Here is a 26,881-nt window from a genome sequence, read left to right as displayed (position 1 = left end):
TGATTTTTTTTGAAAAAAGTATATCATTCTCTTAAGAATGAATAATTCTTTTGGGGACCCCCCTATGCAAGAATTGTTTGTTTTTTTAATTTTAGAAATTTTTAATATTATTTTATATGCAAGAAGATTCATTATCTAAAATAATGGAAGCCGAAGAGGTTTCAGAAAAAGAGATTGAAGATTATCAAAAAGAACTTCAAAAAAGAAAAGAAGATCGTATTTGTTTTTGGGAGGAAAAAATTGCCAAAACAAAAAAAGAGGACGAAGAAAAGAGAAGTAATTTAAAAAAAGACCTTCAATCGGAATTTGCAAATATAGACAAAGAAATTGAAAATAAGCGCACTGGTCAATTTGAAGAATTGAAAAATAAGGCAAGAAAAAACTTTGACTTGCTTCTAACTAAGTTCAAAAGAGAAATCTTATGAATATTCCCGTAAAGAAAATAGAGATTATTATAGAAAAAGGAAAGAAGGAAATTTTGCTTGAAGAAATCCAAAAACTTGGAACTGTTGAAGTAATCTCTGGCAAGAATTCATCTTCCGGTTCTGCAACTTCATTGCCAAAATACTCTGAACTTAAATTTGCAAAAAGCTTTCTTGATCAGTTTAAACCAAAGAAAGGGCTTGTCTCTGGTCTTTTAAATGAAAGGCCTCTTTTGCATTTATCTGAAATAGAAAGTTTATCTTTTGATTTAGAAATAGAAAAAGTTGTAAAAAGATGTAAAGAAATTGAAGAACGTTTAAATTCCTTAAAATCAATCCAAAAGGAATTAGAAAAAGAAATAAAAACATTAGATAAAGTAAAAGATCTTTCTATTTCATCTTCGCTAAAGATGAAAAAATATCTTTGTACCGTTGGCGTCTTTTCCAAGAAGGAAAAAGATAATTTTCTTAAAGAAATAAAAGGAAAAATTTTTAGCATTCAATTTACAGAGGATAATTATTTTTCCTTGGTCTTTTCCAAAGAAGATGAGAGTTTTTTCAGAAATGCTTTTGAAAAATACAAAGTAAGGGAAGAGAATATTTTTTGGAACATTTCTCCTTATAAATATTTAAAACAAAAAGAAAAAGAGCTTGAGACCATAATAATTGAAGGGGATATTGAAAAGAAAGAAGCCGAAAAAATGGCTGTTTTTCTTCCTAAAATAGAAGCATTGATCGATTTTTATTCCTGGGAGATTGAAAAATTAGGATCAATGTCATTTGGCATTGAAACAATGAGATTTTTCAGAATAGAGGCCTTTACAACCGAAGATTCCTTCCCTTTAGTTAAAAAAAAGATTGAAGATTCTTTTCCTGATTCGTTTATAAGGGAAATGGAGATATCAGAAGAAGATAACCCTCCTGTTTGTATTAAAAATAAAGGATTAATTGCTCCTTTTAATAGCGTGACAAATGTTTATGGATTGCCTAAAAGAACGGAGTTTGACCCGACTCCTCATCTTTCTTTTTTCTTTGCTCTTTTTTTCGGCCTTGCTCTCTCTGATGCCGGATACGGAGCTCTTTTAATATTGCTTTCCATTGTTTTGAAAAAAATTCTTAAACAGAAAGAATATTCCGGCTTTTTCAATCTTTTCATAATAGGAGGAATTTCAACTGTTATTGCCGGAATTTTAACAGGAACTTTTTTCGGGACGAATGTTTTTTCCGGATACAGGATTATTGATCCAATGGAAAATCCCATTGGTACTTTAATTTTTATGCTTTTTCTGGGAGCTTTCCAGCTTTTTGTAGGGATTATAATAGGAATGTTCCAATGTCTAAAACAAGGGGATATAAATGGGGGAATTGGAGAAAAAGGAGGTTCTATTCTTTTCTTTTTAGGCGTTTTCCTTTATTTTTTAACAAAATCATCTTTATTTGCGATTATAGGAGTTATTTTACTTTTTCTTTTGAATATTCTTTTTTCTTCCAAAAAAGGGATTATGGCGAGGGCTCTTTCCGGTTTTGGAGCTTTGTATGGAATAGTCGGCTATTTTAGCGATATTCTTTCTTATTCTCGTCTTCTTGCCTTAGGTCTTGCAACGGGAATAATCGCCATGGTTATAAACATGATTGCTTTTCTGTTTAAAGATATGATTCCAATACCGGGAATAAATTGGCTTGTCGCTTTTATGGTTCTTCTTTTGGGGCATACGGCAAACCTTCTTATTAACGCCCTTGGAGCATTTATTCATTCGGCAAGATTGCAGTTTGTTGAGTTTTTTTCAAAGTTTATGGAAGGAGGAGGAAGGCATTTTAAACCATTAAATAAAAAGGGTCGGTTTGTAGAAATTATAAGTTAAATATAAAAATAATAATTAAACAAAAAAAATATGGAAATGGGAATTTTTTTAGCTATTTTGGGAGCAGTATTCGCCGTCGCGCTTGCCGGAATCGGTTCAGCTCTCGGCATTAGTTATGTAGGACAGGCCGCTTCAGGCCTTATTTCTGAAGAACCGGAAAAATTTGGAAAAGCTCTTATGCTTCAAGTTCTTCCCGGAACACAGGGAATTTACGGATTTCTAGCGGCTGTTTTAGTTCTTCAAAAAATAGGAATGTTTACAGGAGAGTCAATGGTTTTTCCTTCGGAAGTAGGATGGCAAATTCTTTTTGCTTGTCTTCCTATTGCAATTTCCGGATTTATTTCAGGAATTTTACAGGGAAAGGTAAGTACTGCCGGAATATCTGTTTTAGCTAAAAGGCCGGAAGAAGTTGGGAAAGCTATTATTCTTTCAGCTATGGTTGAAACTTATGCCGTTATTGCTCTTCTTGCAACTATTCTGATTTTAAACGGGATAGTGATATAAATTCTTAAATTGATTAAGAAAAAACAAATGTCAAACACCAAGACAATATCGTCTCTTTCTCCTATTATTATTCAAATAGAAGAAGAAACAAAGAAAAGAAAAGAAGAGTTGAAAAAAAACTTTGAGAAAGAAATAAGGGAACTGGACGAAAAAATGAATAAAGAAGAAAAAGACCTTCTTAAAAAAAACAGCGCTCAAATTGAAAAAGAGAAAAGAGCCATTCTTGAAAAATACAAAGAAGAAAAAGAATTCCAGTTAAAGATGGAGTGCCTTTCCTTAAAAGAAAAATTAATAACCAGCGCTATTTTAGAAATTAAAGAGAGTTTGAAAAAAGCTCCTTTTGATGTAAGAAAAAAGGCCTACGAAAAGAAAATAAATAAGTTAGAAGAGCTTATTTCCTTTGAAAATGTTTTTGCTCCTCTTTCAAAAAAAGAAGAAATTCAAAATCTTTTACCAAAGGCAAAAGTCACCGAAAAATCGCTTGGAATTGAAGACGGTTTTTTAGTTGAAGGAGAAAAATATTCCTTTGAAGTGAGTATTTCTTCGATAGTTGACGAGACGGTCTTAAATAATAAAAGCGATTTATCATTACTTTTTTCATGAAGCATCTTTTTTTCATATATTGGGCAAGAGCTAAAGAAAAATGGGTAGTTGATTCTACTGATTTTAGCAGAATGATTAACGCTCTAACTTTAAAAGAAGCATTTAAAGTTCTTCAGGATACAGATTATGCCCCTTATGCCCTTTCAAAAGATTCTTCAAATTATGAAGATGTTATTAAAGAAGAAAAAGAAGAATTTAAAAAGATTCTTTTGAAAATGGGAGCGAAAGATGAAATATTAAATCTTCTTTCTTTAAATCAGGAAAACGTTTTCGAAACCGCAAAGAAAATAAAGTCAAAGAAAGTATCTGCATTCTTAAAATCCTACGGACAATTACTAAAAGAATTTGAAGAAACGGCAAAGAAGAATGATATGGAGCTACTAAAAGAAAAAGAAGACCTACTTGAAGAAAAAGAAGAAGAATTTGTTTTAGCTTCGGAAATGCAGACAGAAGGACTTTCTCCTTTTTTCGCTTTTCTACTGAAAAAGAGAAAAGCAGAAAAAATAGTTTCTCTTATACTTTCTTCAAAGAAACTGGGAATTTTGCCTCTTCAAATAAACGAACTTATAAAAAACGTCAGAATGATATGAAAATAGCATTTATCGGCCCAAAAGAATATTCAGAGGCATTTTCCTTTTTGGGATTTTATTGCTTTTCTGCTGATAATGAGAAAGAATTTTTTCAGATTTTTGAAGAAATTAAAAAAGAGGATTTTGAAGTTGTTTTTGTAAGCCAGGACATTTTAAGCGAAGAAATTTCGGGAATTGTCCTTTTACCCGGAATTGTTAAAAAGCAAGACGAAGAATATTTGAAAAAAGAAATAACGAGAGCGGTGGGAGCTAAAATGCCCATGCTCAGCAATTAAAAATGGAAGAAAAAAATAAAGGTAAAATTATAAAAGTTTCAGGGCCGCTTATAGTCGCTGAAAATATGGAAAAGGCAAAGATTTACGAAGTTGTAAAGGTATCAGATAAAGGCCTTGTTGGAGAGGTTATTGAAATAAGGGGAGACAAGGCATCAATTCAGGTTTATGAAGAAACTTCCGGAATAGGTCCCGGAGAACCGGTATATAGAACGGGCAATCAGCTTTCGGTTGTTCTTGGTCCAGGATTAATAGGTTCGATATATGATGGAATACAAAGGCCTTTAAAATATATTGCTGAAAAATCAGGCGATTTTATAGAAAGGGGAGTAGATGTGCCTTCTCTTGACCTTGAAAAAAAATGGCATTTTAGTCCGACCGTTAAAGCAGGAGACATAATTGAAGCCGGAGATATTTTTGGAGAAGTAATAGAGACCCCTCTTGTTACTCACAAAATCATGCTTCCTCTTAATGTTAAACCATCACAGGTTGTTTCAATTAAAGAAGGTGATTTTAATGTAAAAGAAGCGGTTATTGAAATTAAATCTAAAGAAGATAATCTTTCCTTTTCCATGTCTCAGGTTTGGCCGATAAGAGAAGGAAGGACTATTTCAAAAAAACTTGTTCCTTTTGAGCCGCTTATTACAGGGCAAAGAGTTCTTGATGCTTTTTTCCCAGTTGCAAAAGGAGGAACCGCTTCTATCCCCGGGCCTTTTGGAAGCGGAAAAACCGTTGTTTTGCATCAAATATCGAAGTGGTCTGACGCTGATGTTATTATCTTTGTCGGTTGTGGGGAAAGAGGTAATGAAATGACAGATGTTCTTAAGGAATTTCCTCAGTTAAAAGATCCAAAATCCGGCAGGCCCCTTTTAGAGAGAACGGTTTTGATTGCCAATACTTCAAATATGCCAGTTGCTGCAAGAGAAGCTTCTATTTATACCGGAATAACCATTGCGGAATATTTTAGAGATATGGGCTATAGCGTCGCTCTTATGGCTGATTCAACCTCAAGATGGGCGGAGGCCTTGAGAGAAATGTCGGCTCGTCTTGAAGAAATGCCGGGAGAAGAAGGATATCCCGCATATCTTGGTTCAAGAACAGCTTCTTTTTATGAAAGAGCGGGGTATGTAGAATGCCTTTCTTCTAAAAAGCGTTTGGGGGCGCTAACGGTTATCGGGTCTGTTTCTCCTCCAGGAGGAGATCTTTCAGAACCTGTTACTCAGAATACTTTAAGAACAACAAAAGTTTTTTGGTCGCTTGAAGATAAACTTGCTTATGCCAGGCATTTTCCGGCAATTAATTGGTTGAATAGTTATTCTCTCTATGCAGAAACGCTTTCTTCATATTTTGAAAAAAATGCAGGAGAAGGATTTTCAGAAAATAGGGAAGCGGCAATGAAAATTTTAGGAGAAGAATCAAAGCTTGAAGAAATTGTCCGGCTTGTTGGCCTTGAATCGCTTTCAAACAGTGACAAGTTAACAATGGAGCTGGGAAGGATAATAAGGGAGGATTTTTTGGTCCAGAGCGCCTTTGATAAAGTCGACACTTACTGCCCTTTGAAAAAGCAATTTAGTATGCTAAAGGCGATAGTTGATTATTACAAAAAGGGAATAAAAATGTTAAATGAAGGAAAAAGCATATCAGATGTTCTTGATTTGCCCGAAAAACAGCAAATCGCAAAAATGAAATTTATTCCTTAAAAGTGGCAATAGGTAATATTGATAATTTAAAACTCTTAAAAATATGTCGTTAAAATACAAAGGTTTAAAAGAAGTGGTAGGATCTCTTATCGTTGTTGATAATATCCATAATGTTAAATATGAAGAGCTGGTTGAAATAGAAATGTCAAGTGGCGAAAAAAGAATGGGCAGAGTTCTTGAGGCGAGCGAAGGCAAGGCGCTTGTTCAGATGTTTGAAGAAACAAGAGGAATGGAAACAAAGGCCTCGAATGTAAGATTTTTAGGGAAAACTATGTCTCTTGAGGTTAGCGAAGAAATGCTTGGGAGAGTTTTTGATGGTTCAGGAAATCCTATTGATGGCCATTCAAAGCCAATTCCAGAAGATTCCGTAGATATTAACGGAAATCCTATTAATCCCTATTGCAGAGAATTCCCTGATAGTTTTGTCCAGACCGGAATTTCAGCAATTGACGGATTAAATACCCTTGTAAGAGGCCAAAAGCTTCCAATTTTTTCCGCAGCCGGACTTCCTCATTCACTTCTTGCCGCTCAAATCGCAAGACAATCAAAAATTGCCGGCGGTAAGGAAGATAAATTTGCCATTGTTTTCGGAGCAATGGGAATTACTTTTGAAGAATCTCAGTTTTTCTTAAACGAATTTAAAAAAACCGGAGCTCTTCAGAGGTCGGTTCTTTTCATGAATATCGCCGATGATCCAGTAATTGAAAGGATAATTCTTCCTCGTCTGGCTTTAACTATGGCAGAATATCTTGCTTTTAAGAAAGGATATCATGTTTTGGTTATTCTAACGGATATGACAAATTATTGCGAAGCCCTTAGAGAAGTTTCTGCAGCGAGAAAAGAAATTCCCGGCAGAAGAGGATATCCCGGCTATTTATACACCGACCTTTCAACCATATATGAAAGAGCAGGTCTTATTACCGGAAAGCCCGGTTCTGTTACTCAAATTCCTATTCTTACAATGCCAGAAGACGACAAGACTCATCCAATACCTGATTTGACCGGATATATTACCGAAGGGCAGATAATGCTTTCAAGAAACCTTCACCAGTCCGGAATATATCCTCCAATTGATGTTTTGCCGAGCTTGTCGCGATTAAGAGATAAAGGAATAGGAGAAGGAAAGACAAGAAAAGATCATCCTGGTCTTGCCAGTCAGCTTTTTGCTTCTTATGCAAGGGGCGTTGAAATGAGAGAGCTTTCCGTTATTTTAGGCGAGTCGGCTCTTTCAAAAACAGATCTTCTTTATTTACAATTTGCCCGTCTTTTTGAAGATAAGTTTTTAAGACAGAATATTAATGAGAACAGAGAGATAGAAGAAACTCTTAATATCGGTTGGGAACTTTTAAGTATTTTGCCTAAAGAAGAGCTAAAGAGAGTAAAAGAAGAAGATATTGAAAAATATTTAAAAGATGAAATCAAAAATTAATCCAACTCGTCAGGAACTTTTGAAGCTAAAAAAACGGCTTAAAATAGCAAAGTCGGGGCATAAGCTTTTGAAAGAAAAACTGGAAGGATTAATGAGAGAATTTCTAAAGAAGATAAACGATCTTATTGTTCTTAGAAAGAAGGTTGAAAATGAACTTCCTTTAGCGCTGCTTGATTTTTTTTATTCTTCAAATGTTTTGGGGGTGAAAGAAACAAAAGAATCTCTTTCTTCTATTCCAAAAGCAGAAATTGAAAAAACAAAGTCAAATATTATGGGAGTCGAAGTAAATGATTATAGAATTATCAACAAAGATGCCGTCTTTTCCGGTCCTGTTGATTTTAAAAAATCAAATTACCGATTTATTTTATCAAAGAAAAAAATGGCATCTTTAGGGGAATATCTTATGGAATATGCTTCTCTTTCTTTAAAGATAAGAGAGCTTGCAAGCGAGATAGAGAAAAATAGAAGAAGGGTTAATTCCTTAGAGCATGTATATATTCCGGAAGTTGAGAGAGCAAAAAAATATATTACCCAAAAACTTGAAGAAGGGGAGAGATTTGAAAGAACAGTGGCGTTAAAACTTAAGACGCTAAACAGCAGTAAAGCTTGATTTTTATAAAAAAGAAGAATCTTTAAAAACGCCGTTTGGCGTTTTTTTGAATACTTTTTCTTTTTTGCTATAATGTCCTCATATGGATTTTTTGAAAATAATAAATAAGTATTATGAAAAAAATACCAAGGCCCGTAATATTCTTCTAAGCCACAGCAGAGCGGTTGCAAAAAAGGCCCTGGAAATAGGGGGGAAAAATAAGAATCTTAATCCTGACTTAAAATTTATAGAAGAAGCGTCTATGCTTCATGATATAGGAATTTTTTTAACCAATGCTCCTTCTATTTATTGTTTTGGAAAAAGACCATATATTTGCCATGGATTTTTAGGAAGAGAAATTTTGGAAAAAGAAGGTTTTCTAAGTCATGCCCTTGTTTGTGAAAGGCATGTTGGAGCAGGAATATCAAAAGAAGAGACAAAAAGAGGCGGTTTTCCTTTGCCTTTTAAAGATATGATTCCTCTTACTATTGAAGAGAAAATTGTTTGTGTTGCCGATAAATTTTTCTCAAAAAAGAAAGATTTTTTAGAGAAGGAAAAAACAATTGAAGAAATCAAGAAAGATATTAAAAAATACGGAAAAGAGAGCTTTGAAAGGTTTGAAAATTGGCTCAACATTTTAGGAATAACCAATTAAGAATAGATTTAATAAAAAGCTTCCCTTAACAAACAGAAAGATATTTGTTATGATAATTGAAAGTTATGTCAAAATACTATAACTCACAAAGAAATAGCTCTCTTTTTGAACCGAATTCCAAGGATCCTTTTCGGCTAAGCAGAACAAAAATAGATCTTTTTTTAAATTGTAAGAGGTGTTTTTACCTTGACCGCCGGCTTGGAGTTGCTCAACCGCCGGGATATCCTTTTTCGCTTAATTCTGCAGTAGACAAGCTTCTTAAAAAAGAATTTGATGTTCATAGAGTAAATGGAAGTTCTCATCCTTTAATGGAAAAATACGGAGTTGACGCTGTTCCTTTTTCCCACGAAAAAATGGAAGAATGGCGGGATTCTTTAAGAAGAGGAATTCGATATCTTCATTTACCGACTAATTTTATCGTAACCGGAGGAGTTGACGATGTTTGGATTAATCCGAAAGGGGAGCTTATTATCGTTGATTATAAAGCTACTTCCAAAAACGGAGAGATTAATATAGATGCGCCTTGGCAGATAGGGTATAAAAGACAGATGGAAGTTTATCAGTGGCTTTTTAGAAAAAACGGGTTTAAGGTTTCAAGTGTCGGATATTTTGTCTATTGTAATGGAGATGCTGATAAAGAGGCATTTGACAAAAAACTTGAATTTGATGTTGTCCTTCTTCCTTATGAAGGGAATGATCTATGGGTGGAAAAGGCGTTAAATGAAGCTCATGAGTGCTTAATGTCTAATGAATTGCCTTCTTCTTCCTTGGATTGCGATTTTTGCGCCTATAGAGAATCAGCAAGAAAATATGAATAAAAAATATTAATAATATGGAAATTGATCAAATTTTAAATGTAGTTTTTTTAGGAAATAGCGTTCTTAATTATATCGTCTTTTTATCTTTATTCTTTCTTTTTCTTATTCTTTTTAAGATATTTCAGGAAATAATATTGGTTAAAATTTCAAAGATCTCCGAAAAGGCAAAAACAGATTTTGATAAAATATTAATAAGGACAATAAAAGGAATTAAATTTTCCTTTTATGTCTTTATTTCTTTTTATTTTTCTTTCAAACTTTTTATATATGCAAATTCAATAATATTTCATATTTTAGACGGAGCTTTTTTAATTATTATTGTTTATCAAGCTGTTCTTGTTTCCCATGTTGCAATTGATTATCTTCTTCCAAAATACTTTTTAAAGGAAAAAGACGAAGGGACAAAACATGCGATAACAAATATTGCCAAGCTTCTAAAAGGGCTTCTTTATGTATTTGGCATTTTGCTTATTTTTTCAAATTTCGGGATAAATATTACTTCTCTTATTGCAGGACTTGGAATAGGTGGCATAGCAATTGCAATTGCCGCTCAAAACATTCTAAGCGATCTTTTTAGTTCTTTTGCTATTCATTTTGACAGGCCTTTTACTGTCGGAGATTTTATAATTACAGGCACTCATATGGGAGTCGTGCAAAAAATCGGTATCAAGACAACCCGCCTGAGAGCTCTTCAAGGAGAGGAGATTGTAATTTCAAACCATGAGCTTATTTCAAGCAGGATTCAAAATTTTAAAAAAATGAAAGAAAGAAGGGTTGTTTTCAAGTTTGGAGTAGAATATGCAACACCTACAAAATCTCTTAAAATAATTCCAAAAATTGTAGAAGAAATAATAAAGAAGGAAAAATTATCCAAATTTGACAGAGCTCATTTTGCGGAATTCTCCGATTCTTCTCTTTTATTTGAAATTGTATATTATATTCTTTCGGGAGATTATAATGAGTTTATGAATACTCATCAGTCGATTCTTCTTCAAATAAAAGAAAAACTTGAAAAAGAAAAAGTTAAAATGGCTTTTCCAAGTCAGACAATTTATTTAAAAAAATGACATATTTCTATATAAAGCATATTATAGGATGGATTTTGCTTCTTTTTGGGGTTTCTCTTATTGTTTTTACTCTCCTTGTGTCCTATAATATCTTTACAGGTAAAACATTATCTCCTCAAATTTTTGTAATAGAAGAAGCCCCAATTGAAGAAGAAAAGGAGATAATGGAAATAGAAGACCCGGTTCAAAAAATGATTTTTGAAGAAATCTTTAAAACAGGGCAGATTTCAAATATTTTTCCGGCCGAATCAATGAATATGATGATGAATTTAATTTCTTTTTCCATTTTTGCCTTTATTTTTCTTTTTGGAGGGGGGCAAATTGCCAGTATTGGAGTAAGGATTATAACAATAAAACAACAATAGCCGTTATAGATTTTAAATATTTTTATAAAACAAAAAATGGCAAAGAATAAAAATAAAAAAGAGCCAAGAAAAAAAATAAAAAAGAAGAATCTTAAAAAGCAAAAAAGGGAAAAGAAGATGCCCCCAAAAGCGGAGAAAAAAGTTCTTCCTGTTGTCCAGAAGACAAAAATTAAAATTATTGGAATAGGAGGAGGGGCTGGAACAATTATTTCTGAAATTTCTTCAAGAGTTAAAAAAGCGGATTTTGTTTTGACCGATACTGTGGCGCCAAGAAAAAATTCTTCTAAAATAAAAAAGGTCTTTTTAGGAGAAGGGGCTACTTATGGATTCGGAACCGGAATGGACCCGGATTTGGGAGAATCTTCAGCTACTCTTTCTAAAGAGAAAATTGAAAAAATTCTTTCAGGTCAGGATATTTGCATTATTGTTTCCTGTCTTGGAGGAGGAGCGGGTTCCGGAGCAATGCCTATTTTTGCAAAAGAAGCAAGAAAAATGAATATCCTTACTTATGGGATATTTACTCTTCCGTTTAATTTTGAAGGAGAAAGAAAAAAAGGATTTGCCTTTTCTTCAATTGAAAAAGCTAAACCTTATCTTAATGCTTATTCCCTTATTCCAAACGAAAAAATATTTGAAATTATTGACAAGCAGACTCCTATTAAAGAAGCTCTCTCTATTATAAACAGGCATCTTGCTGAAAATTTGGAAGGGCTTATCGAAATGATACATTCTCCCGGAGTGATTAATATTGATTTTGCCGATTTTAGGACTATTTTAAGCGGCAAAGGACAGCTTGCTTTTTTGAATTCATATTCTATCGACAGGGAAAATATTATGGAAGATTTGAAAAAAATTACTTCAGATCCCTTTTCTTTATATCCCGCAAGCAAAGCAAAAGGCATTTTATACAATATTTTAGGAGGGGAAGATTTATGCCTTAGCGAAGTTTCCATGATATCAAGAGCAATCTCTAATTCGGCAAGCAGAAAAGCAAAAATTATTTTCGGCATAAATCAGAGCAAAAAGAATAAAAACAAGATAAAAACAATTCTTTTGGCGGTAGGTTGCGGAGAAAGCGAAGCTCCTTCTAAAAAAAAGAATAAAAAAATTAAGAAAAATAGTTCTAAGAAGGAAATTGAAGTTAAAACAAAAGAAAGAAAGGAAGACGAGAGAAGAAGGAATGGCCTTCAGATTCAAGAAGAAAACCAAAAAATAGAAAAAGGTTTTTTAGAGGAGGATTCTTATGAAACTCCTGCAATATTGAGAAAAATAAAATAATATAAAAAAATGACTGAAATAAAAAAAGCGGTTATTTTACTTGCGGGCCTGGGAACAAGATTTCTTCCTCTTTCAAAAATAGTCCCAAAAGAATTTTGGCCCTTGGTAGATAAACCGGTTATTCAATATATTCTTGAAGAAGCGATTAATTCCGGAATCAAAGAAATTATCTTTGTAATAAGGCAAGATAACAGATTAATTCTTGAATATACAAACTATAAAAAAACATTTTCGGAGGTGGAAAAGGTTTTAAGGGAAAGAAAAGAAGAAAAGATTCTTGAAGATATAAAGAAGCTGGAAAACCTTTTTAAAGAAGTTACTTTTTCTTATGTTTTCCAGAAAAATCCCTTGGGCGATGGACAAGCGGTTTTGGAAACAAAAAAGGCGGTAAAAGATGATCCGGTGGCAATTTTATTTGCAGATGATGTTATTAAATCCAAAGTCCCTGCTCTTTCCCAGCTTATTTCTGTTTTTAATACTTCCCAAAAAACAACTCTTTCTCTTTTTCCTCTTCAAAAGGAAAAGCTTTCTTCATACGGGGTCGTCAATGTAGAAAGAATAGCAAATAAGCATTATAAAATTTTAGGAATTGTGGAAAAGCCGTCTTTTTCAAGCGCTCCTTCAAACCTTGCCGTAGTCGGAAAGTATATTATTATTCCAGAGGTTTTTGATTATTTAAAAAAGACCAAACCAACCGCAAAAAAAGAAATTATACTGGCAAATGCTTTTTCCGATATGCTAAGGGATAAAAAAACAATATATGGAAAAGAAATTGAAGGGGAGTGGCTTGAATGTGGAAATAAGCTTGCTCTTTTAAAGTCAAATATTATTCTTTCTTTGGAACATCCGGAATATGGAGAAGAATTAAAAAAAACAATAAAGGATTTGAAGGTATAAAAAATATGGAAAAAATAGATAAAAGAATTTTAAAAGAAATATATAAAAAAAGACCGTCTGAAGTTAAAAAATACGATTACGGTTTTCTTCTTGTAATAGGCGGTTCGGAGCTCTATAGCGGTTCGCCTGCTCTTTCCGCTCTTTCCGCATTTAGAGCAGGAGTTGATATGGTAAGGGTTGTAGCTCCAAAAAGAGCGGCAAATATTATTGCCGGATTTTCTCCCGATATAGTTTCTTGCGCAATTGAAAATGACAATCTTACAAAAAAGGATTTGCCCGATATTATTTCAATGACAGAATCAATTAAAGTTATTTCAAGAGGAGGGGAAGCTGTTTTAATAGGCGGAGGAATGGGAAGAAATAAGGAAGTCCAAGAAACAATCATTGATTATCTTTCTCAGATTTCAGTACCCTCTGTAATTGACGCTGACGGAATACATGCAGTTTCTCTTAATACTAATATTTTAGCGGGAAAGCCATTTTTACTTACACCTCACAGTTATGAGTTTTTCGTTTTGACAAAAAAAAATGTAGACGGAATGTCACTTGGTGAAAAAGTTTCTGTTGTGAAAGAGCAGGCAAAGCGCCTTCAGACAACGATATTGCTTAAAGGCAATATTGATATTATTTCAGACGGAGAGAATGTTGCCATAAATGAAACCGGATCTTCTTTAATGACAAAAGGAGGCATGGGCGATACTTTGGCTGGAATTGCAGGAGCCATGCTTGCAAGAGGAAACGATGTTTTTAAATCGGCAAAGGCATCAGCCTATATTAACGGGCTTGCTGGAGAAATAGCAATTAAAAAATATGGCGAAGGGGTAATGGCGACGGATTTAATATCTGCCATTCCAGAGGCCATTAAATAATAAAAAAATATGACAAATTCAAATCTTTTCAATCTTGAAGGCAAAGTAGCCATTGTTACCGGAGCAAGAAGGGGAATGGGAAAAGCTCATTCTTTGGTTTTGGCTAAATATGGGGTAAAAGTTGTTGTTTCGGATATTTCAGAAGAAGAATGCTTAAAAGTTGTTGAAGAGATAAAAGAAAAAGGAGGAGAAGCAATTGCCATAAAATGCGATGTTTCCAAGAAAGAAGAAGTTGATAATCTGATAAAGAAAACGGTTGAAGAGTGGGGGAAAATAGACATATTAGTTAATAATGCCGGAATTACCCAATTTAAACCGTTTTTAGAAATGACAGAAGAGGATTGGAACAAAACAATTGATATAAACCTAAAAGGATATTTTCTTTGCGCCAGGGCTGCTTCAGACATAATGGCAAAGCAAAAATCAGGAGTAATAGTAAATATCGGTTCAATAGCAATGGGCCAAGTCGGAGTTGGTTTTCCTTCCCTTGTTCACTATGTTTCTTCAAAAGGAGGGATAGCCGGAATGACAGAAGCTCTAGCAATAGACCTTGCCCCTTATAACATAAGAGTCAATGCCATTGCTCCAGGAGTTATTGAAACGCCCATGGTTGACCCTATAAAGTCCGACAAGGAAGGATTAAAAGCAACTCTTTCAAGAATTCCGATGAAAAGAATGGGAAAGCCGGAAGAGATAGCAAACGTTGTTTTGTTCCTATGTTCTGACAGTTCTTCGTATATGACAGGAGCAGTTATTCCCGTTGATGGGGGATGGCTTTCGGTATAAAATAAAAAATGTTAATGACTTACGATTTAATTATTATAGGCGGAGGTCCTGCCGGGATAACCGCCGGAATATATGCCGGCAGACAAAGAATGAAGACCCTTTTGATTACAAAAGAATTTGGCGGACAAATAGCCAAAAAAGCTGTTAAAATTGAAAATTGGCCGGGAATTCCGGAAATAACGGGACTAGAATTGGTGGAAAATTTCATAAGCCATCTTAGAAAACAAGATATAGAAATAAAGCTTACTAAAGTTGCAAACATAGAAAAAGAAGGAGATAATTTTATTGTTCATACCGCAGAAAAAGAGCGTTTTTTGTCAAAGACAGTTATTATTTCAACCGGTGCCGATCCAAGACCGCTTGAAGTTCCCGGAGAAAAAGAGTTTATAGGAAAAGGCGTCAGTTACTGTGTTACTTGCGACGGCCCTTTATTTAAAAACAAACAGATTGCAGTAATAGGAGGAGGAAACGCTGGTCTTGAAGCGGCTCTTTTTATGGAAAATTATGCAAGTAAAATATATGTTTTGGAATTCAAAGAAGAATTAAATGCCGACGAAAAAAATAAAAATGAAGCTGAAAAATCCGAAAAAATTGAAATTATAAAAAATGCGTCTGTTAAAGAAATAAAAGGAAATGATTTTGTTGAAAAGATTATTTACGAAGATTTAAAGACAAAAGAAGAAAAAGAACTATCTCTCCAAGGAGTTTTTATTGAAATAGGCAATTTACCGGCAACATCTTTTGTAAAGAACTTGGTTGATTTTAATGAAAGAGATGAAATTATTATTGAATGTGAAACTCTTAAAACAAAAACGCCGGGACTTTTTTCCGCTGGCGACGTTAAAGCCGGGGGATATAAGCAAATAGTCACAGCGGCGGGAGAAGGATGCAAGGCGGTTTTATCGGCTTATAAATATTTAAGAGAGTTTAAAAATGAAAAAAATTGAAGAACTAAAAGCAAGACAGATTTTGGACTCAAGAGGTAATTTTACGACAGAAGTTTTAGTTATTACAAAAGACGGAAAATTTAAAGCTTCTTCTCCTTCTGGCGCTTCGGTTGGCAAAAGAGAGGCGGTTGAAATAAGGGATAAAAACGGAAAGGTATTGTCTTGCGTATCAAATATCAATGAAATAATTTATTCGGCGATAAAAGATCTTAATATTTTAGATCAAGAAAAGTTTGATAAAAAATTAATTGAGCTTGATAAAACGGAAAACAAGTCAAATTTAGGGGCAAATTCTTTACTTCCTGTATCAATTGCTGTTTTAAAAGCATCGGCTGCTCATTACAACATTCCTCTTTATAGGCATATTCAAAACCTTTATAATAAAAAAGAAGGAAGTTTTCCTCTTCCTTGTTTTAATATTATAAACGGAGGAAGTCATGCCGGAAATAATTTAGACATTCAGGAATTCATGGTTATCCCTCAAAAAGAAAATTATAAAGAAAATCTTGAAGAAGGAGCTCTTATTTATCAAAATTTAAAAAAAGAACTGGTTAAAAAATACGGCAAAGGAGCTATTAATGTGGGAGATGAGGGGGGATTTTCTCCTCCTATTTTATCTTCTGTGCATGCTCTTGATATTATCTCCTCTATAATCAAAAAAGATACCAAAATAGGCCTTGATTGCGCCGCTTCTTATTTTTATAAGAACAAAGAATATCATCTTGAAAACAATGTTTTTACAAGAGACGGACTTTTGAAGTTTTATCTGGACCTTATAAAGAGTTATCCTATTTTTTCAATGGAAGATCCTTTTGAAGAGGAAGATATAGAAGGATTTAGGGCCTTAAAAAAAGAAGCGAAAAAAACTTTAATTATCGGAGACGATCTTACCGTAACAAATAAAAGCTTAATTTCTTTTGCTGCCGAAGAAGATCTTATAGGCGGAGTAATAATAAAGCCCAATCAAATAGGAACCGTTTATGAAACAATGGAGGCAATAAGAGAAGCAAAAGATAAAGGGCTAAAGATAATGATTTCTCATCGTTCAGGAGAAACAATGGATGATTTTATAGCCGATCTTTCGGTGGGGATTTCTTCTGATTATATCAAAACGGGAGCTCCTGCGAGAGGAGAAAGAGTTGTTAAGTATAATCGCCTTCTTGAAATTTATCAGGAAATAAATTAAAAATGCCATGCCAAAGATAATTTTAGTAAGACATTTAAAATCACAATGGAATAAAGATAATAGATTTGCCGGATGGACGGACGGACCTATTGCAAAAGGGGAATTTCAAAAAGCCGCTTATTTGTCAAAAATAATTTTCAGAAATAAAATAGATGTTGCTTATACTTCTCCTCTTTTCAGAAACCAAGATACCGTTGCTAAGATTTTCGAAAATATTGATAATAAATATCCTTTTTTTATACATTTAGATAAGGGAAAAATGCAAAAATGGGGAAACTTTGTAGATATTTCAGAAAACGATATTCCTGTATACGTTACGGAAAAATTAAATGAGAGATATTATGGAAAATTACAGGGCCTTAATAAGAAAGAAACTATTGAAAAATATGGAGAAGAAAAAGTAAATCTTTGGCGCAGAAGCTATAATATTGCTCCTCCAAATGGAGAGTCCCTTAAAGATGTTTACAATAGAGTTGTTCCTTTTTTTAAAAAATACATAGAAAAAGACATTAAAAAAAACAGAAATATAATGGTAGTATCAAGCCATAATAGCTTAAGGGCGATAGTAAAATATATAGAAAATATTTCAAGTGAAAAAATAGCAGGCGTTGAATTTCCTTTTGGCGGAATTTTAGAATATCAATTTGACGAAAAAATGAATTTAAAAAGCAAAAAACACTTTGAAAATATTTGAATATTGCAATAAATAACAATTCTTGCACTTGTAAAATAATTATGATAATATAATGCAGAGGGCGTAAAATAAAAATAATAAAAATAATAAAAATATGCTAAAAGATAAAAATATACTTTCTCTTGCAATCGTTGTTGCTTCAATTATGATTGCCGGAGCAATTGTTTATCCAAACCTTCAGTCACAAAAAAATAGCGAAGGAGTTGTTCTTTCACAGGAAGAAGCGACGACATTAACCATGGATTTTATAAACAATACCATGATGCAGGGACAAGCTATAGCTTCCTTTTCAAAAATAACGGAAGAGTACGGTCTTTATAAAATCGAAATAATAGTAGAGGGACAGCCGTTTTCTTCATATCTGACAAAAGATGGAAAGTTTTTCTTTCCGGAAGCGTTGAATGTTGAGGAAATTAAAGCCCTTGCTGCAACTCAACCTCCTGTTAATATAAACAATCAAGAAAGCCAAAACCCTTCAGAAACAAGTTACAGCGGGGATATTAATAGCCTAGTATCTTGTCTAAAGGAAAAGAAATTCGTTGTTTATGGAGCTGACTGGTGCCCGTATTGCGCAGAGGTAGTTAAATCATTCGGAGGCAAGGAAGTTATTGAACCGGTTTATGTTGAATGTACGGTTGAAGAAACGCTTTGCAGAGAAAAAGGAGTAACTGGATATCCCACAATACTTATTGACGATAAACCATACCAAGGACAAAGGACTCTTGAAGGGTTTGCCGCGGCCACTAATTGCGGATAATTAAAGGTCAGAAAAGTTTAATTTCAATAAAAATCATGGAAAAAATTCTCGTATATACTACTCCTGTTTGTCCGTACTGTGTAACTGTCAAAAACTTTTTGAAGGATAATAATATTGAATTTGAAGAGATTGACGTTTCTGCGGACGAAAAAGCGGCAGAAGAAATGATAAGCAAGTCCGGTCAGATGGGTGTGCCCGTTCTTGATATAGGCGGGGAAATTGTAATAGGATTTGATAAAGAAAAAATATCCCAATTATTGGGACTTTAAAAAAATAAATAATATTAATATTTCGGCTTTTGGCGCTTCTTGCTATTTATTACCACGGGGCCTTAATTGTCGAAAAAAAATATGGACAAAACAAAAAGTTTGTTGCCGGCAATAATTATCTCTATCGGTATAGTAATTTTGGGATTTTTTATTTACCTTGGCTATCAGTCACAAGAACAATCTCAAACGGGAACAGAAATGGGCGCTGCTCTTTCAAAAGATGAAGCAAAAGAAGTAGCCATGGACTTTATTAACAATATGATGCTTCAGGGACAGAGCCTTGCAACTTTTGTTAATATTGTGGAAGAAAGAGGGATGTACAAAGTTGATATTCTTGTTGCTGGGAATCCTTTTTCTTCATATATTACAAAAGATGGAAAAGTTTTCTTTCCGGAAGGGATAGTAATAAGCGAATTTTCTCCTGATCAATGGATGATTCCACAAGGAACCGAGATTGACCAAGATTTACTTCCTCAGTTTTAATTACCTAAAAAATGTATTCCCAAGCAGATCTTTTTTCGGTCTGCTTGGGAAATTAAAGTATGCCAATTAAAATAGCGATTAACGGTTTTGGAAGAATAGGCCGTTCTTTATTTAAAATATTGCTTGATAAACATCCTGAAATTGAGGTTGTGGCAATCAACGATTTAACAAATAATGAAACGTTAGCTCATCTTCTTAAATATGATTCTGTTTATCGAACATATAATAGAAAAATTATTCCTTTAAAAGACGGAATATCTGTTGACGATAAGGAGTTTTTGGTTTTTTCTGAAACGGACCCTTCAAATCTTCCTTGGGAAAAATTGGAAGTTGATATTGTTTTTGAATGTACTGGACATTTTAATTCCCTTGAAGGTTCAAATAAGCATATAGCATCTGGAGCAAAACAGGTGATTATTTCAGCTCCTTCAAAAGACAGTGAAATTCCCAGCTATATTTTAGGAGTAAATGAAGATAAGTTTGATCCAAAGAAGGATAAAATTGTAGATATGGGTTCCTGTACTACAAATTGCCTTGCTCCTGTTTCTAAAATAATAAACGACGCTCTTGTTATTAAAAAAGGATTTATGACTACGGTTCATAGTTATACCAACGATCAAAAAATCCTTGACCTTCCGCACAAAGATTTAAGAAGAGCAAGAGCTGCGGCCTTAAATATTATTCCCACTTCTACCGGAGCTGCAAAAGCTATTTCAAAGGTTATTCCCGAACTTTATGGCAGAATTGACGGAATTGCTCTTAGGGTTCCGACACCAATTGTTTCTCTTCTTGATCTTTTTGTTGAAACGGAAAAAAAGACGACAAAAGAAGAACTTATTAGATTATTTAAAAATGCGGAGAATAATCTGAAAGGAATTTTTTCGGTCGAGGAAGCGCCTCTTGTTTCTACAGATTACATTGGTAATCCAAATTCTGCCATAATAGATATTCCTTCTTTAATGGTTAATGAAAATATTATAAAAGTTGTTGCCTGGTATGATAATGAATATGCATATGCTTGTCGTCTTTCTGAATTTGGAGAATATGTGGGCAAAAAGATAAAGAAGTAACTTTTATAAATGCCAAAAAGAAAAAATCTTATTAAAAAAGGCCTCTTTTATTATCCTTCGGAAGATTTTAAAAAAGAGGCCTTGATAAATAGCAATTCGATTTATAAAAAAGCGACAGAAGATCCTGTTTTATTTTGGGAAAAGCTTGCAAAGGAGCTTTTTTGGAGAAAAAAATGGCAAAAGGCGTTTATTCATAAACCGCCTTTTTTTAAGTGGTTTGATAAAGGAAAAATTAACATTACAGAAAATGCTCTTGATAAAAATTTGGAGAAAAACAAAGATAAAATTGCCCTTATTTTTGAGCCGGAAAACGAAAAAGAGAAAGAAAGAATTTTCACCTATTACCAGCTTTACAAAGAAGTAAACAAGGCCGCTAATGCTTTAAAAAAGCTAGGAGTTAAAAAGGGGGATAGGGTGGGAATTTATCTTCCTATGATTCCGGAAGTTGCTATTTCAATGCTTGCTTGCGCCAAAATCGGAGCTATTCATGTAGTTGTCTTTTCCGCTTTTTCGCCTTCAGCTTTGAAAGTGAGATTAGAAGATACTAAGGCAAAGATATTAATAACTGCCGACGGATATTATAGAAGAGGTAAAATTATTGATTTGAAAAAAAATGCTGATGAAGGAGTATTGGAAACTAAAGTGGAAAAAATAATTGTCGTAAAGCGAGCGAGAAATAAAGTTTCTATGACCTTTTTAAGAGATTTATGGTGGGATGATCTTTTAAATAAAGAAAAAGACAAATGCGACTCAAAAGCGATGAATTCGGAAGATACTCTTTTTATACTTTATACCAGCGGTTCTACGGGCAAACCAAAGGGAATCGTCCATACTTGCGCCGGCTATACGGTTCAGGCAAAATTTACAAGTAAATGGATTTTCAATTTAAAAGATGACGATGTTTTTTGGTCAATGGCCGATGTTGGATGGATTACAGGCCATACTTATACTATTTACGGTCCGCTTCTTTCCGGCTCTACTTTTGTCATGTATGAAGGAACTCCTGACTTTCCAGATTCTGGCAGATGGTGCAAGATTATAGAAAAATACAAAGTAACCGCTTTTTATACTTCTCCAACAGCAATCAGGATGTTTGAAAAAAATGCATCAGAAATTGTTAAAAAGCATAAAATGGAAACATTAAGAGTTCTTGGTTCTGTCGGAGAACCGATAGACCATTCTGCTTGGAATTGGTATCTAAAAGAAGTAGGAAAGGGAAAATGCCCCTTGGTTGATACCTGGTGGCAAACGGAAACAGGGGGAATACTTATAACATCTTTGCCTGGAATCGGTCCGTTTAAGCCAACTTTTGCCGGATTGCCATTTCCGGGAATAAAAACGGATATTTTAGACGATAATGGGAATTCTTGCCTTCCAGAAAAACAAGGAAATTTAGTTGTTCTTCCTCCTTTTGCTCCGGGTCTTTTGAGGGGAGTATATAAGGATGAAAAAAAATACATTGAGACGTATTTTAACCAATACGGAAAAGAAATATATTTTACAAGCGACAAGGCCCTAAGAGATAAAAACGGCCTTATAAGAATAATTGGAAGAGCTGATGATGTTATAAAAACAGCCGGACACAGATTGTCTACTGGAGAAATGGAAAGTGCTATTTCTTTGCATAAGGATGTAGTGGAATGCGCCGTGGTTGGAATTCCCGATGAAATAAAAGGGGAAATGCCTGTTGCTTTTGTTGTTTTAAAAAAAGAGAGAGAAACAAGCGAAATTGAAAAAGAGATAATCTTCCAAATTAGAAAAGAGATAGGACCAATTGCAACTCCCAAAAAAATATATATTATAAATGACTTGCCAAAAACAAGGTCCGGGAAAATAATGAGAAGAATATTAAGAAAGCTTTTTTCAAAAGAGGAACTTGGAGACCTTAGTACTCTTGCAAATCCCGAAAGCGTTAACCAAATAAAGAAAATCCTTGATAAACAAAAATAGAAAAGTTAGAATAGAAGAATGAAAAAACTGATTGTTGCCATCAAAAATAATATAATGAGAAGCGCTTATTGCGAGATTTTTGAAGCGGCCGGATTTAAGGTTTTTCAAACCAATAACGGCAGAGATGTTTTACATTTGGTTGAAAAAGAAAAACCGGATATTGTTCTTGCTGATATAGATACGGAAGAGATAAGCGGTTATGATATTTTAAAAAGCATTAAAAATATTCCCGTTATTATTTTTTCTTCCACAGAAAGAAAGGATGAGAAAGAAAAAGCCATTGAACTTAACGCCAAAGATTTTATTTCAATGGACAGAGTTACTCCAAACGAAGTTGTCTCAAGGGTTAGAATTGCCATGGGCGAACAAAAGTCATACAAGTTGTCTTTAAAGGAAGACCTTTTAGGGGCTAAGGATTTATTAAAAGATTTCGGATATTTCCAGCTTTCTTGCAGACATTGTTCAACAGACCTTGTTTTAAATTTGATTAAAGATTTATCTGTGGGAGAAAATTATTATAAAGCATCTTTCTTTTGCCCAAAGTGTTTTAAAAAATAAGGAATATTGTATGAAAGAAAAAAACATTTTATGGTTTGATGAAATAGGTTACGATAATATTTTGCAAGTTGGAGGGAAAAACGCTTCTCTTGGTGAAATGTATGGCGCTTTTTTAAAGGAAGGCATAAATATTCCGGAGGGCTTTGCTATTACGACAAAAGCCTATTTGGATTTTATGAAAGTAAATGGCATAGATAAAGAATTAAAAGCGCTGATTAAAAAATACGACCTGAAAAAAATAGAAGATTTGCAGGAGTTTGGAAAGAAAGCAAGAGAAAGAATTAGAAAAGGCTATTTTTCCAAAGAATTGGAAGAAGATATTATAAATGCGTATGAAAAACTAAAAGGAGACGATGTCGCTGTAAGATCTTCCGCTGTCTGTGAAGACATGCCTAACGCTTCTTTTGCTGGCCAATTTGAAACATTTTTAAACGTAAGAGGCACAAAGAACTTGCTTTCCGTTGTTAAAAAATGTATTGCTTCAACTTTTAACGACAGAGTTATCGCCTATAGGGAAGAGAAGAAAATATCCCATTTGAAGTTTGCCCTTTCCGTTGGCGTTTTAAAAATGATCCGTTCAGATCTCGCTTCTTCAGGAATTATGTTTACCCTTGATACTGAAACCGGGTTTAAGAATGTTGTTTTAATAAATTCTATTTTTGGAATAGGAGAAATGATAGTCAAAGGAAAAGTGACTCCCGATGAATTTTATGTTTTTAAGCCGACTCTTGAAAAAGGCCATGATTCTATAATAACAAAAAACCTTGGAAGAAAACATTTAAAATATGAATATTCTACAAAGGGGGGACTGAAAGAGAAAAAAGTCAGCATTAAAGACCAATTAAAATTTTCTCTTACAGAAAAAGAAATATTGACCCTTGCAAGGTGGGCAGTGATTATAGAAAACCACTATTCAAAAAGAGCCGGCAAATGGATGCCTCAAGATATTGAATGGGCAAAAGATGGGAAAACGGGAGAGCTTTTCATAGTACAATCAAGACCGGAAACAGTTCATGCCTCAAAAACAGCAAGCTTTTATGAAGAATATCAACTGAACACTAAAAAGAAGCCATTTCTTACGGGAATTGCCGTAGGGGAAAAAATTGGAATTGGAAAAGTTAAGATTGTAAGGGAAATTTCCAAAATGAAAGATTTTGAGAAAGGAGAAGTTTTAGTGACTAAAATGACGGACCCTGACTGGCTGCCTATTATGCGTATTGCAAGTGCTATTGTAACAAATGAAGGAGGAAAAAGTTGCCATGCCGCGATTGTCGCAAGAGAACTTGGAATTCCGGCTATTGTTGGAACTCATAAAGCTACAGATATTCTTAAAGACGGAGAAGAAATCACAGTTGATTGTACAGAAGGATTAAACGGAAGGATTTTTAAAGGTAAAATTTCCTATAAAGTAAAAAGGCAGAATCTTGGCAGTTTTCCTAAAATTAAGACCAAAATCATGGTTAATATTGGAGCTCCTGAAATAGCATTTAGATCTTCTTTTTTGCCAAATCAGGGAGTTGGTCTTGCAAGAGAAGAATTTATTATCGCAGAAAAAGTAAGAGTCCATCCTTTGGCTTTGTATCATTACAAACAAATAAAGAATCCTAAATCTGAAATAAGGAAAAACATTTTTCTTTCAAATTCAGAAATTCAGAAAATAATAAAGCAGATTAAAGAAATTACCGTAGAACATAAAGACAAGAAAGAGTTTTTTATAAAAGAACTGGCAGAAGGAATCGCCAAAATTGGAGCTGCTTTTTATCCAAAAGAGGTTATTGTCAGATTTTCGGACTTTAAAACCAATGAATACAAGAATCTTATCGGTGGTGAAATTTTTGAAAACGAAGAATCAAATCCGATGCTTGGATTCAGAGGGGCTTGCCGATATATTGATAAAAATTTCATGCCGGCCTTTAAAATGGAATGCCAAGCCATAAAAAGAGTAAGAAATGTTTTCGGCTTAAAAAACGTAAATGTAATGGTTCCTTTCTGCAGAACGGTTGAAGAAGGAAAAAAAGTTATGGAAATAATAAGGAAAGAGGGCCTTAATGAAGATAATTTTAAAGTTTATATGATGTGTGAAATTCCATCAAATATTATCTTAGCGGATGATTTTTTGTCAATTTTTGACGGCTTTAGTATTGGCAGCAATGATCTTGCTCAACTTACATTGGGACTAGATAGAGACAATGGCAGAATATCCTATATCGGAGATGAAAGAAACAAAGCGGTCAAAAAGATAATTGGAGAAGTTATTAAAATTTGCAAAAAAAGAAACAAATATATTGGAATATGCGGAGAAGCTCCTTCTACTTATTCTGATTTTGCAGATTTTCTGGTTGAAGAGGGGATTGAAAGCATTTCAATAAATCCCAATATGATTATTAAAACCCATCTTCTTGTAGCCAAAAAAGAAGATAAATTAAAGAAATAGCATAATATGTTTGATATTATCACATTCGGTTCTGCTTCAAGAGACACTTTTTTAAAAAGCAAGAATTTAAAATCTGCGACTAAAAAAACTCTCGTAACAAAAGAGGGGATTTACCTTTCTTTAGGTTCAAAGATAGACGTAGAAAATATTTATCATTTTACCGGAGGAGGAGGAACCAATTGCGCGGTTACTTTTGCAAATATGGGATTAAAAACCGCTTATTTTGGAAAAGTGGGAGAAGACGAAGCAGGAGAAGATATTCTAAAAGAATTAAAACAGCTGAAGGTTAACATTTCTTTGGTTAAAAAAACAAAGGAAAAGAAAACTAATCAGTCAATTGTTTTAAACGTCAAAGACAAAGACAGGACAATATTGGTTTACAGGGGAGCTTCTGAAATAATGGGAAAAGAAAATATTTTCTTACCGCTTGCAAAATGGCTTTATTTCGCCCCTCTTTCAGGAAAGGCCTCTTTGAAATTTAATTCTCTTGTTGATTATGGAATAAAAAAAGGAATGAAAATTGCGGCAAATCCCGGAAATTCCCAGCTTTCTTTAAAAAATATCAAAAAGATAATCAAGAAAATTGATATTTTAATATTAAATCAAGAAGAAGCTTCAATGCTTGCCAATGTTCTTTATAAAGACGAAAAAAGCGCTCTTAAAAGAATAAGTGAGTTTTACAAAGGGATAATTGTTATAACAAAAGGCCCTTTGGGATCAGTTGTTTTAAATAACTCTTTTCTTTATGAAGCAAAAACTTTAAAGTCAAAGGTATTAGACAGAACCGGAGCAGGAGACGCTTTTTCTTCAGGGTTTATTTCTGAATACATTTATTCAAAAGACATAGTAAAATCAATTCAAAGAGGAACAGCTAATGCTTCTTCAACTATCGGTTTTTGGGGAGCAAAAAACGGACTTCTTAGAAAAAACCAAAGTTTTAAAAAAATCAAAGTAAAAGTGTCAAAATTCTAAAATTAAAAATACTTATTTATGAAATCCCTTCATTCTTATTTTGAAAAAGCGAAAAAAGAAAAATTTGCCGTAGGCCAGTTTAATTTTTCAACTATTGAGCAAATGAAATCAACAATCAGGGCGGCAAAAAAAATGGAAAGCCCTGTAATATTAGGAACCTCAGAAGGGGAAGGGAAGTTTTTTGGATTAAAAGAAGCATTTGTAATGAAAGAGATTATTAATTTAGAATATAATGTTCCTGTCTTTCTTAATTTAGACCATGGAAAAAACTTTGATTTTATAAAAACAGCCGTAGATATAGGATATGATTCTGTCCATTATGACGGTTCTCTTCTTCCCTTTGATGAAAATATAAAAAGAACAAAAGAAGTGGTAAGTTATGCTAAAAAAAGAGGAGTTCTTGTTGAAGGAGAACTTGGAGTTATAAAGGATAAATCTTCTGTTTCTAAAAAAGATTTTACTTCTCTTTCTAAGGTTGAAAGATTTGTCAAAGAAACAAATGTTGATCTTTTAGCAATCTCTATTGGTAACGTTCACGGGGTATATGTCAAAATGCCATCTCTTGACCTTAATCTTCTTTCTGAAATAAGAAAAAAAACTGAGATTTTTCTTGTTTTGCACGGCGCTTCGGGATTAAAGAATGAAGATATTAAAAACTGTATAAAAAGAGGGATAGTTAAAACGAATATTAATACGGAACTTCGAAATGTGTGGAAAGAATCTTTAAAAAAAGAACTTTCTTCAAAGGAGATTAAACCCTATAAAATACTTGAAAAAACTGAAAAAGTCCTAGAAAAAAGGGTTATTGAAAAGATTAAAACACTTCACAGCTTTAAAAAAATATAGTAGAATAGA

At 33.6% G+C, this 26,881-nt stretch carries 28 protein-coding genes and 1 pseudogene; all 29 read left to right on the top strand.

Annotation, left to right across the window (positions count from 1 at the left end):
* Nucleotides 1-116 precede the first annotated feature (116 nt).
* The 29 genes and pseudogenes from PHH50_01065 (at nt 117) to PHH50_00925 (ending at nt 26,872) form a co-directional block, all read left to right on the top strand.
* Nucleotides 117-425: a hypothetical protein gene (locus PHH50_01065; protein MDD3728898.1), complete on the top strand. Its 309-nt coding sequence runs from the start codon at nt 117-119 to the stop codon at nt 423-425.
* The gene (locus PHH50_01060; protein MDD3728897.1) at nt 422-2,284 is read left to right on the top strand and encodes a V-type ATPase 116kDa subunit family protein; all 1,863 of its coding nucleotides are present in this window, start codon (nt 422-424) and stop codon (nt 2,282-2,284) included. The genes PHH50_01065 and PHH50_01060 overlap by 4 nt, the downstream gene beginning before the upstream one ends.
* Before the next feature lie 30 nt (nt 2,285-2,314).
* Nucleotides 2,315-2,788, top strand: coding sequence for a V-type ATP synthase subunit K (locus tag PHH50_01055; protein MDD3728896.1), 474 nt, complete (start codon nt 2,315-2,317; stop codon nt 2,786-2,788).
* 27 nt (nt 2,789-2,815) lie between these two features.
* Entirely contained in the window at nt 2,816-3,391 is a 576-nt protein-coding gene (locus PHH50_01050) for a hypothetical protein (GenBank protein ID MDD3728895.1), read from the top strand.
* Nucleotides 3,388-3,981 carry a hypothetical protein gene (locus PHH50_01045; protein ID MDD3728894.1) on the top strand — a complete coding sequence of 198 codons (594 nt, stop codon included), beginning with the start codon at nt 3,388-3,390 and terminating at the stop codon, nt 3,979-3,981. The genes PHH50_01050 and PHH50_01045 overlap by 4 nt, the downstream gene beginning before the upstream one ends.
* Nucleotides 3,978-4,256, top strand: coding sequence for a hypothetical protein (locus tag PHH50_01040; protein MDD3728893.1), 279 nt, complete (start codon nt 3,978-3,980; stop codon nt 4,254-4,256). The genes PHH50_01045 and PHH50_01040 overlap by 4 nt, the downstream gene beginning before the upstream one ends.
* A 2-nt stretch (nt 4,257-4,258) precedes the next feature.
* Nucleotides 4,259-5,947 (top strand): annotated as a pseudogene (locus tag PHH50_01035) (V-type ATP synthase subunit A).
* 49 nt (nt 5,948-5,996) lie between these two features.
* Nucleotides 5,997-7,382, top strand: a complete 1,386-nt coding sequence (locus PHH50_01030) for a V-type ATP synthase subunit B (GenBank protein MDD3728892.1) — start codon at nt 5,997-5,999, stop codon at nt 7,380-7,382.
* Entirely contained in the window at nt 7,366-7,992 is a 627-nt protein-coding gene (locus PHH50_01025; GenBank protein ID MDD3728891.1) for a V-type ATP synthase subunit D, read from the top strand. The genes PHH50_01030 and PHH50_01025 overlap by 17 nt, the downstream gene beginning before the upstream one ends.
* Nucleotides 7,993-8,074: 82 nt before the next feature.
* Nucleotides 8,075-8,626, top strand: coding sequence for an HD domain-containing protein (locus PHH50_01020; GenBank protein MDD3728890.1), 552 nt, complete (start codon nt 8,075-8,077; stop codon nt 8,624-8,626).
* A 65-nt stretch (nt 8,627-8,691) separates the two neighbouring features.
* The gene (locus PHH50_01015) at nt 8,692-9,444 is read left to right on the top strand and encodes a PD-(D/E)XK nuclease family protein (GenBank protein ID MDD3728889.1); all 753 of its coding nucleotides are present in this window, start codon (nt 8,692-8,694) and stop codon (nt 9,442-9,444) included.
* Between the two features lie 14 nt (nt 9,445-9,458).
* Nucleotides 9,459-10,511: a mechanosensitive ion channel gene (locus tag PHH50_01010; protein MDD3728888.1), complete on the top strand. Its 1,053-nt coding sequence runs from the start codon at nt 9,459-9,461 to the stop codon at nt 10,509-10,511.
* On the top strand, nt 10,508-10,876 hold the full coding sequence (locus PHH50_01005; protein MDD3728887.1) for a hypothetical protein: 369 nt from the start codon (nt 10,508-10,510) through the stop codon (nt 10,874-10,876). Before PHH50_01010 ends, PHH50_01005 begins: the two co-directional genes overlap by 4 nt.
* A gap of 36 nt (nt 10,877-10,912) precedes the next feature.
* Complete coding sequence (locus tag PHH50_01000; protein MDD3728886.1) at nt 10,913-12,154, top strand: cell division protein FtsZ; 1,242 nt, start codon at nt 10,913-10,915, stop codon at nt 12,152-12,154.
* Between the two features lie 9 nt (nt 12,155-12,163).
* Nucleotides 12,164-13,051: a sugar phosphate nucleotidyltransferase gene (locus PHH50_00995; GenBank protein ID MDD3728885.1), complete on the top strand. Its 888-nt coding sequence runs from the start codon at nt 12,164-12,166 to the stop codon at nt 13,049-13,051.
* Between the two features lie 5 nt (nt 13,052-13,056).
* Nucleotides 13,057-13,920, top strand: a complete 864-nt coding sequence (locus PHH50_00990) for an NAD(P)H-hydrate dehydratase (protein MDD3728884.1) — start codon at nt 13,057-13,059, stop codon at nt 13,918-13,920.
* 9 nt (nt 13,921-13,929) lie between these two features.
* On the top strand, nt 13,930-14,706 hold the full coding sequence (locus PHH50_00985; GenBank protein ID MDD3728883.1) for an SDR family NAD(P)-dependent oxidoreductase: 777 nt from the start codon (nt 13,930-13,932) through the stop codon (nt 14,704-14,706).
* Between the two features lie 14 nt (nt 14,707-14,720).
* The gene (locus PHH50_00980) at nt 14,721-15,653 is read left to right on the top strand and encodes an FAD-dependent oxidoreductase (protein ID MDD3728882.1); all 933 of its coding nucleotides are present in this window, start codon (nt 14,721-14,723) and stop codon (nt 15,651-15,653) included.
* On the top strand, nt 15,640-16,839 hold the full coding sequence (locus PHH50_00975; GenBank protein ID MDD3728881.1) for an enolase: 1,200 nt from the start codon (nt 15,640-15,642) through the stop codon (nt 16,837-16,839). Before PHH50_00980 ends, PHH50_00975 begins: the two co-directional genes overlap by 14 nt.
* A gap of 7 nt (nt 16,840-16,846) precedes the next feature.
* On the top strand, nt 16,847-17,533 hold the full coding sequence (locus PHH50_00970) for a histidine phosphatase family protein (protein ID MDD3728880.1): 687 nt from the start codon (nt 16,847-16,849) through the stop codon (nt 17,531-17,533).
* A gap of 94 nt (nt 17,534-17,627) precedes the next feature.
* The gene (locus tag PHH50_00965; protein MDD3728879.1) at nt 17,628-18,290 is read left to right on the top strand and encodes a protein disulfide isomerase family protein; all 663 of its coding nucleotides are present in this window, start codon (nt 17,628-17,630) and stop codon (nt 18,288-18,290) included.
* A gap of 35 nt (nt 18,291-18,325) precedes the next feature.
* Nucleotides 18,326-18,559 carry a glutaredoxin family protein gene (locus PHH50_00960; protein ID MDD3728878.1) on the top strand — a complete coding sequence of 78 codons (234 nt, stop codon included), beginning with the start codon at nt 18,326-18,328 and terminating at the stop codon, nt 18,557-18,559.
* Between the two features lie 81 nt (nt 18,560-18,640).
* The gene (locus PHH50_00955; protein MDD3728877.1) at nt 18,641-19,042 is read left to right on the top strand and encodes a hypothetical protein; all 402 of its coding nucleotides are present in this window, start codon (nt 18,641-18,643) and stop codon (nt 19,040-19,042) included.
* 59 nt (nt 19,043-19,101) lie between these two features.
* Nucleotides 19,102-20,112, top strand: a complete 1,011-nt coding sequence (gene gap, locus PHH50_00950; protein MDD3728876.1) for a type I glyceraldehyde-3-phosphate dehydrogenase — start codon at nt 19,102-19,104, stop codon at nt 20,110-20,112.
* Between the two features lie 9 nt (nt 20,113-20,121).
* A complete protein-coding gene (gene acs / locus PHH50_00945; protein MDD3728875.1) occupies nt 20,122-22,062 on the top strand; it encodes an acetate--CoA ligase in 1,941 nt (646 codons plus the stop codon).
* A gap of 18 nt (nt 22,063-22,080) precedes the next feature.
* On the top strand, nt 22,081-22,620 hold the full coding sequence (locus PHH50_00940; protein MDD3728874.1) for a response regulator: 540 nt from the start codon (nt 22,081-22,083) through the stop codon (nt 22,618-22,620).
* A gap of 10 nt (nt 22,621-22,630) precedes the next feature.
* Nucleotides 22,631-25,054, top strand: a complete 2,424-nt coding sequence (gene ppsA / locus PHH50_00935) for a phosphoenolpyruvate synthase (protein ID MDD3728873.1) — start codon at nt 22,631-22,633, stop codon at nt 25,052-25,054.
* Nucleotides 25,055-25,060: 6 nt separating this feature from the next.
* Nucleotides 25,061-26,026 carry a carbohydrate kinase family protein gene (locus tag PHH50_00930; protein MDD3728872.1) on the top strand — a complete coding sequence of 322 codons (966 nt, stop codon included), beginning with the start codon at nt 25,061-25,063 and terminating at the stop codon, nt 26,024-26,026.
* A gap of 18 nt (nt 26,027-26,044) precedes the next feature.
* Nucleotides 26,045-26,872, top strand: coding sequence for a class II fructose-bisphosphate aldolase (locus tag PHH50_00925; protein MDD3728871.1), 828 nt, complete (start codon nt 26,045-26,047; stop codon nt 26,870-26,872).
* The last annotated feature ends 9 nt before the right edge of the window (nt 26,873-26,881 follow it).

Source organism: Candidatus Paceibacterota bacterium (assembly GCA_028697015.1).
Lineage (GTDB): Bacteria > Patescibacteriota > Minisyncoccia > Minisyncoccales > GWA2-38-27 > JAQVFW01.
This window is presented reverse-complemented; position numbering and strand designations above follow the sequence as displayed.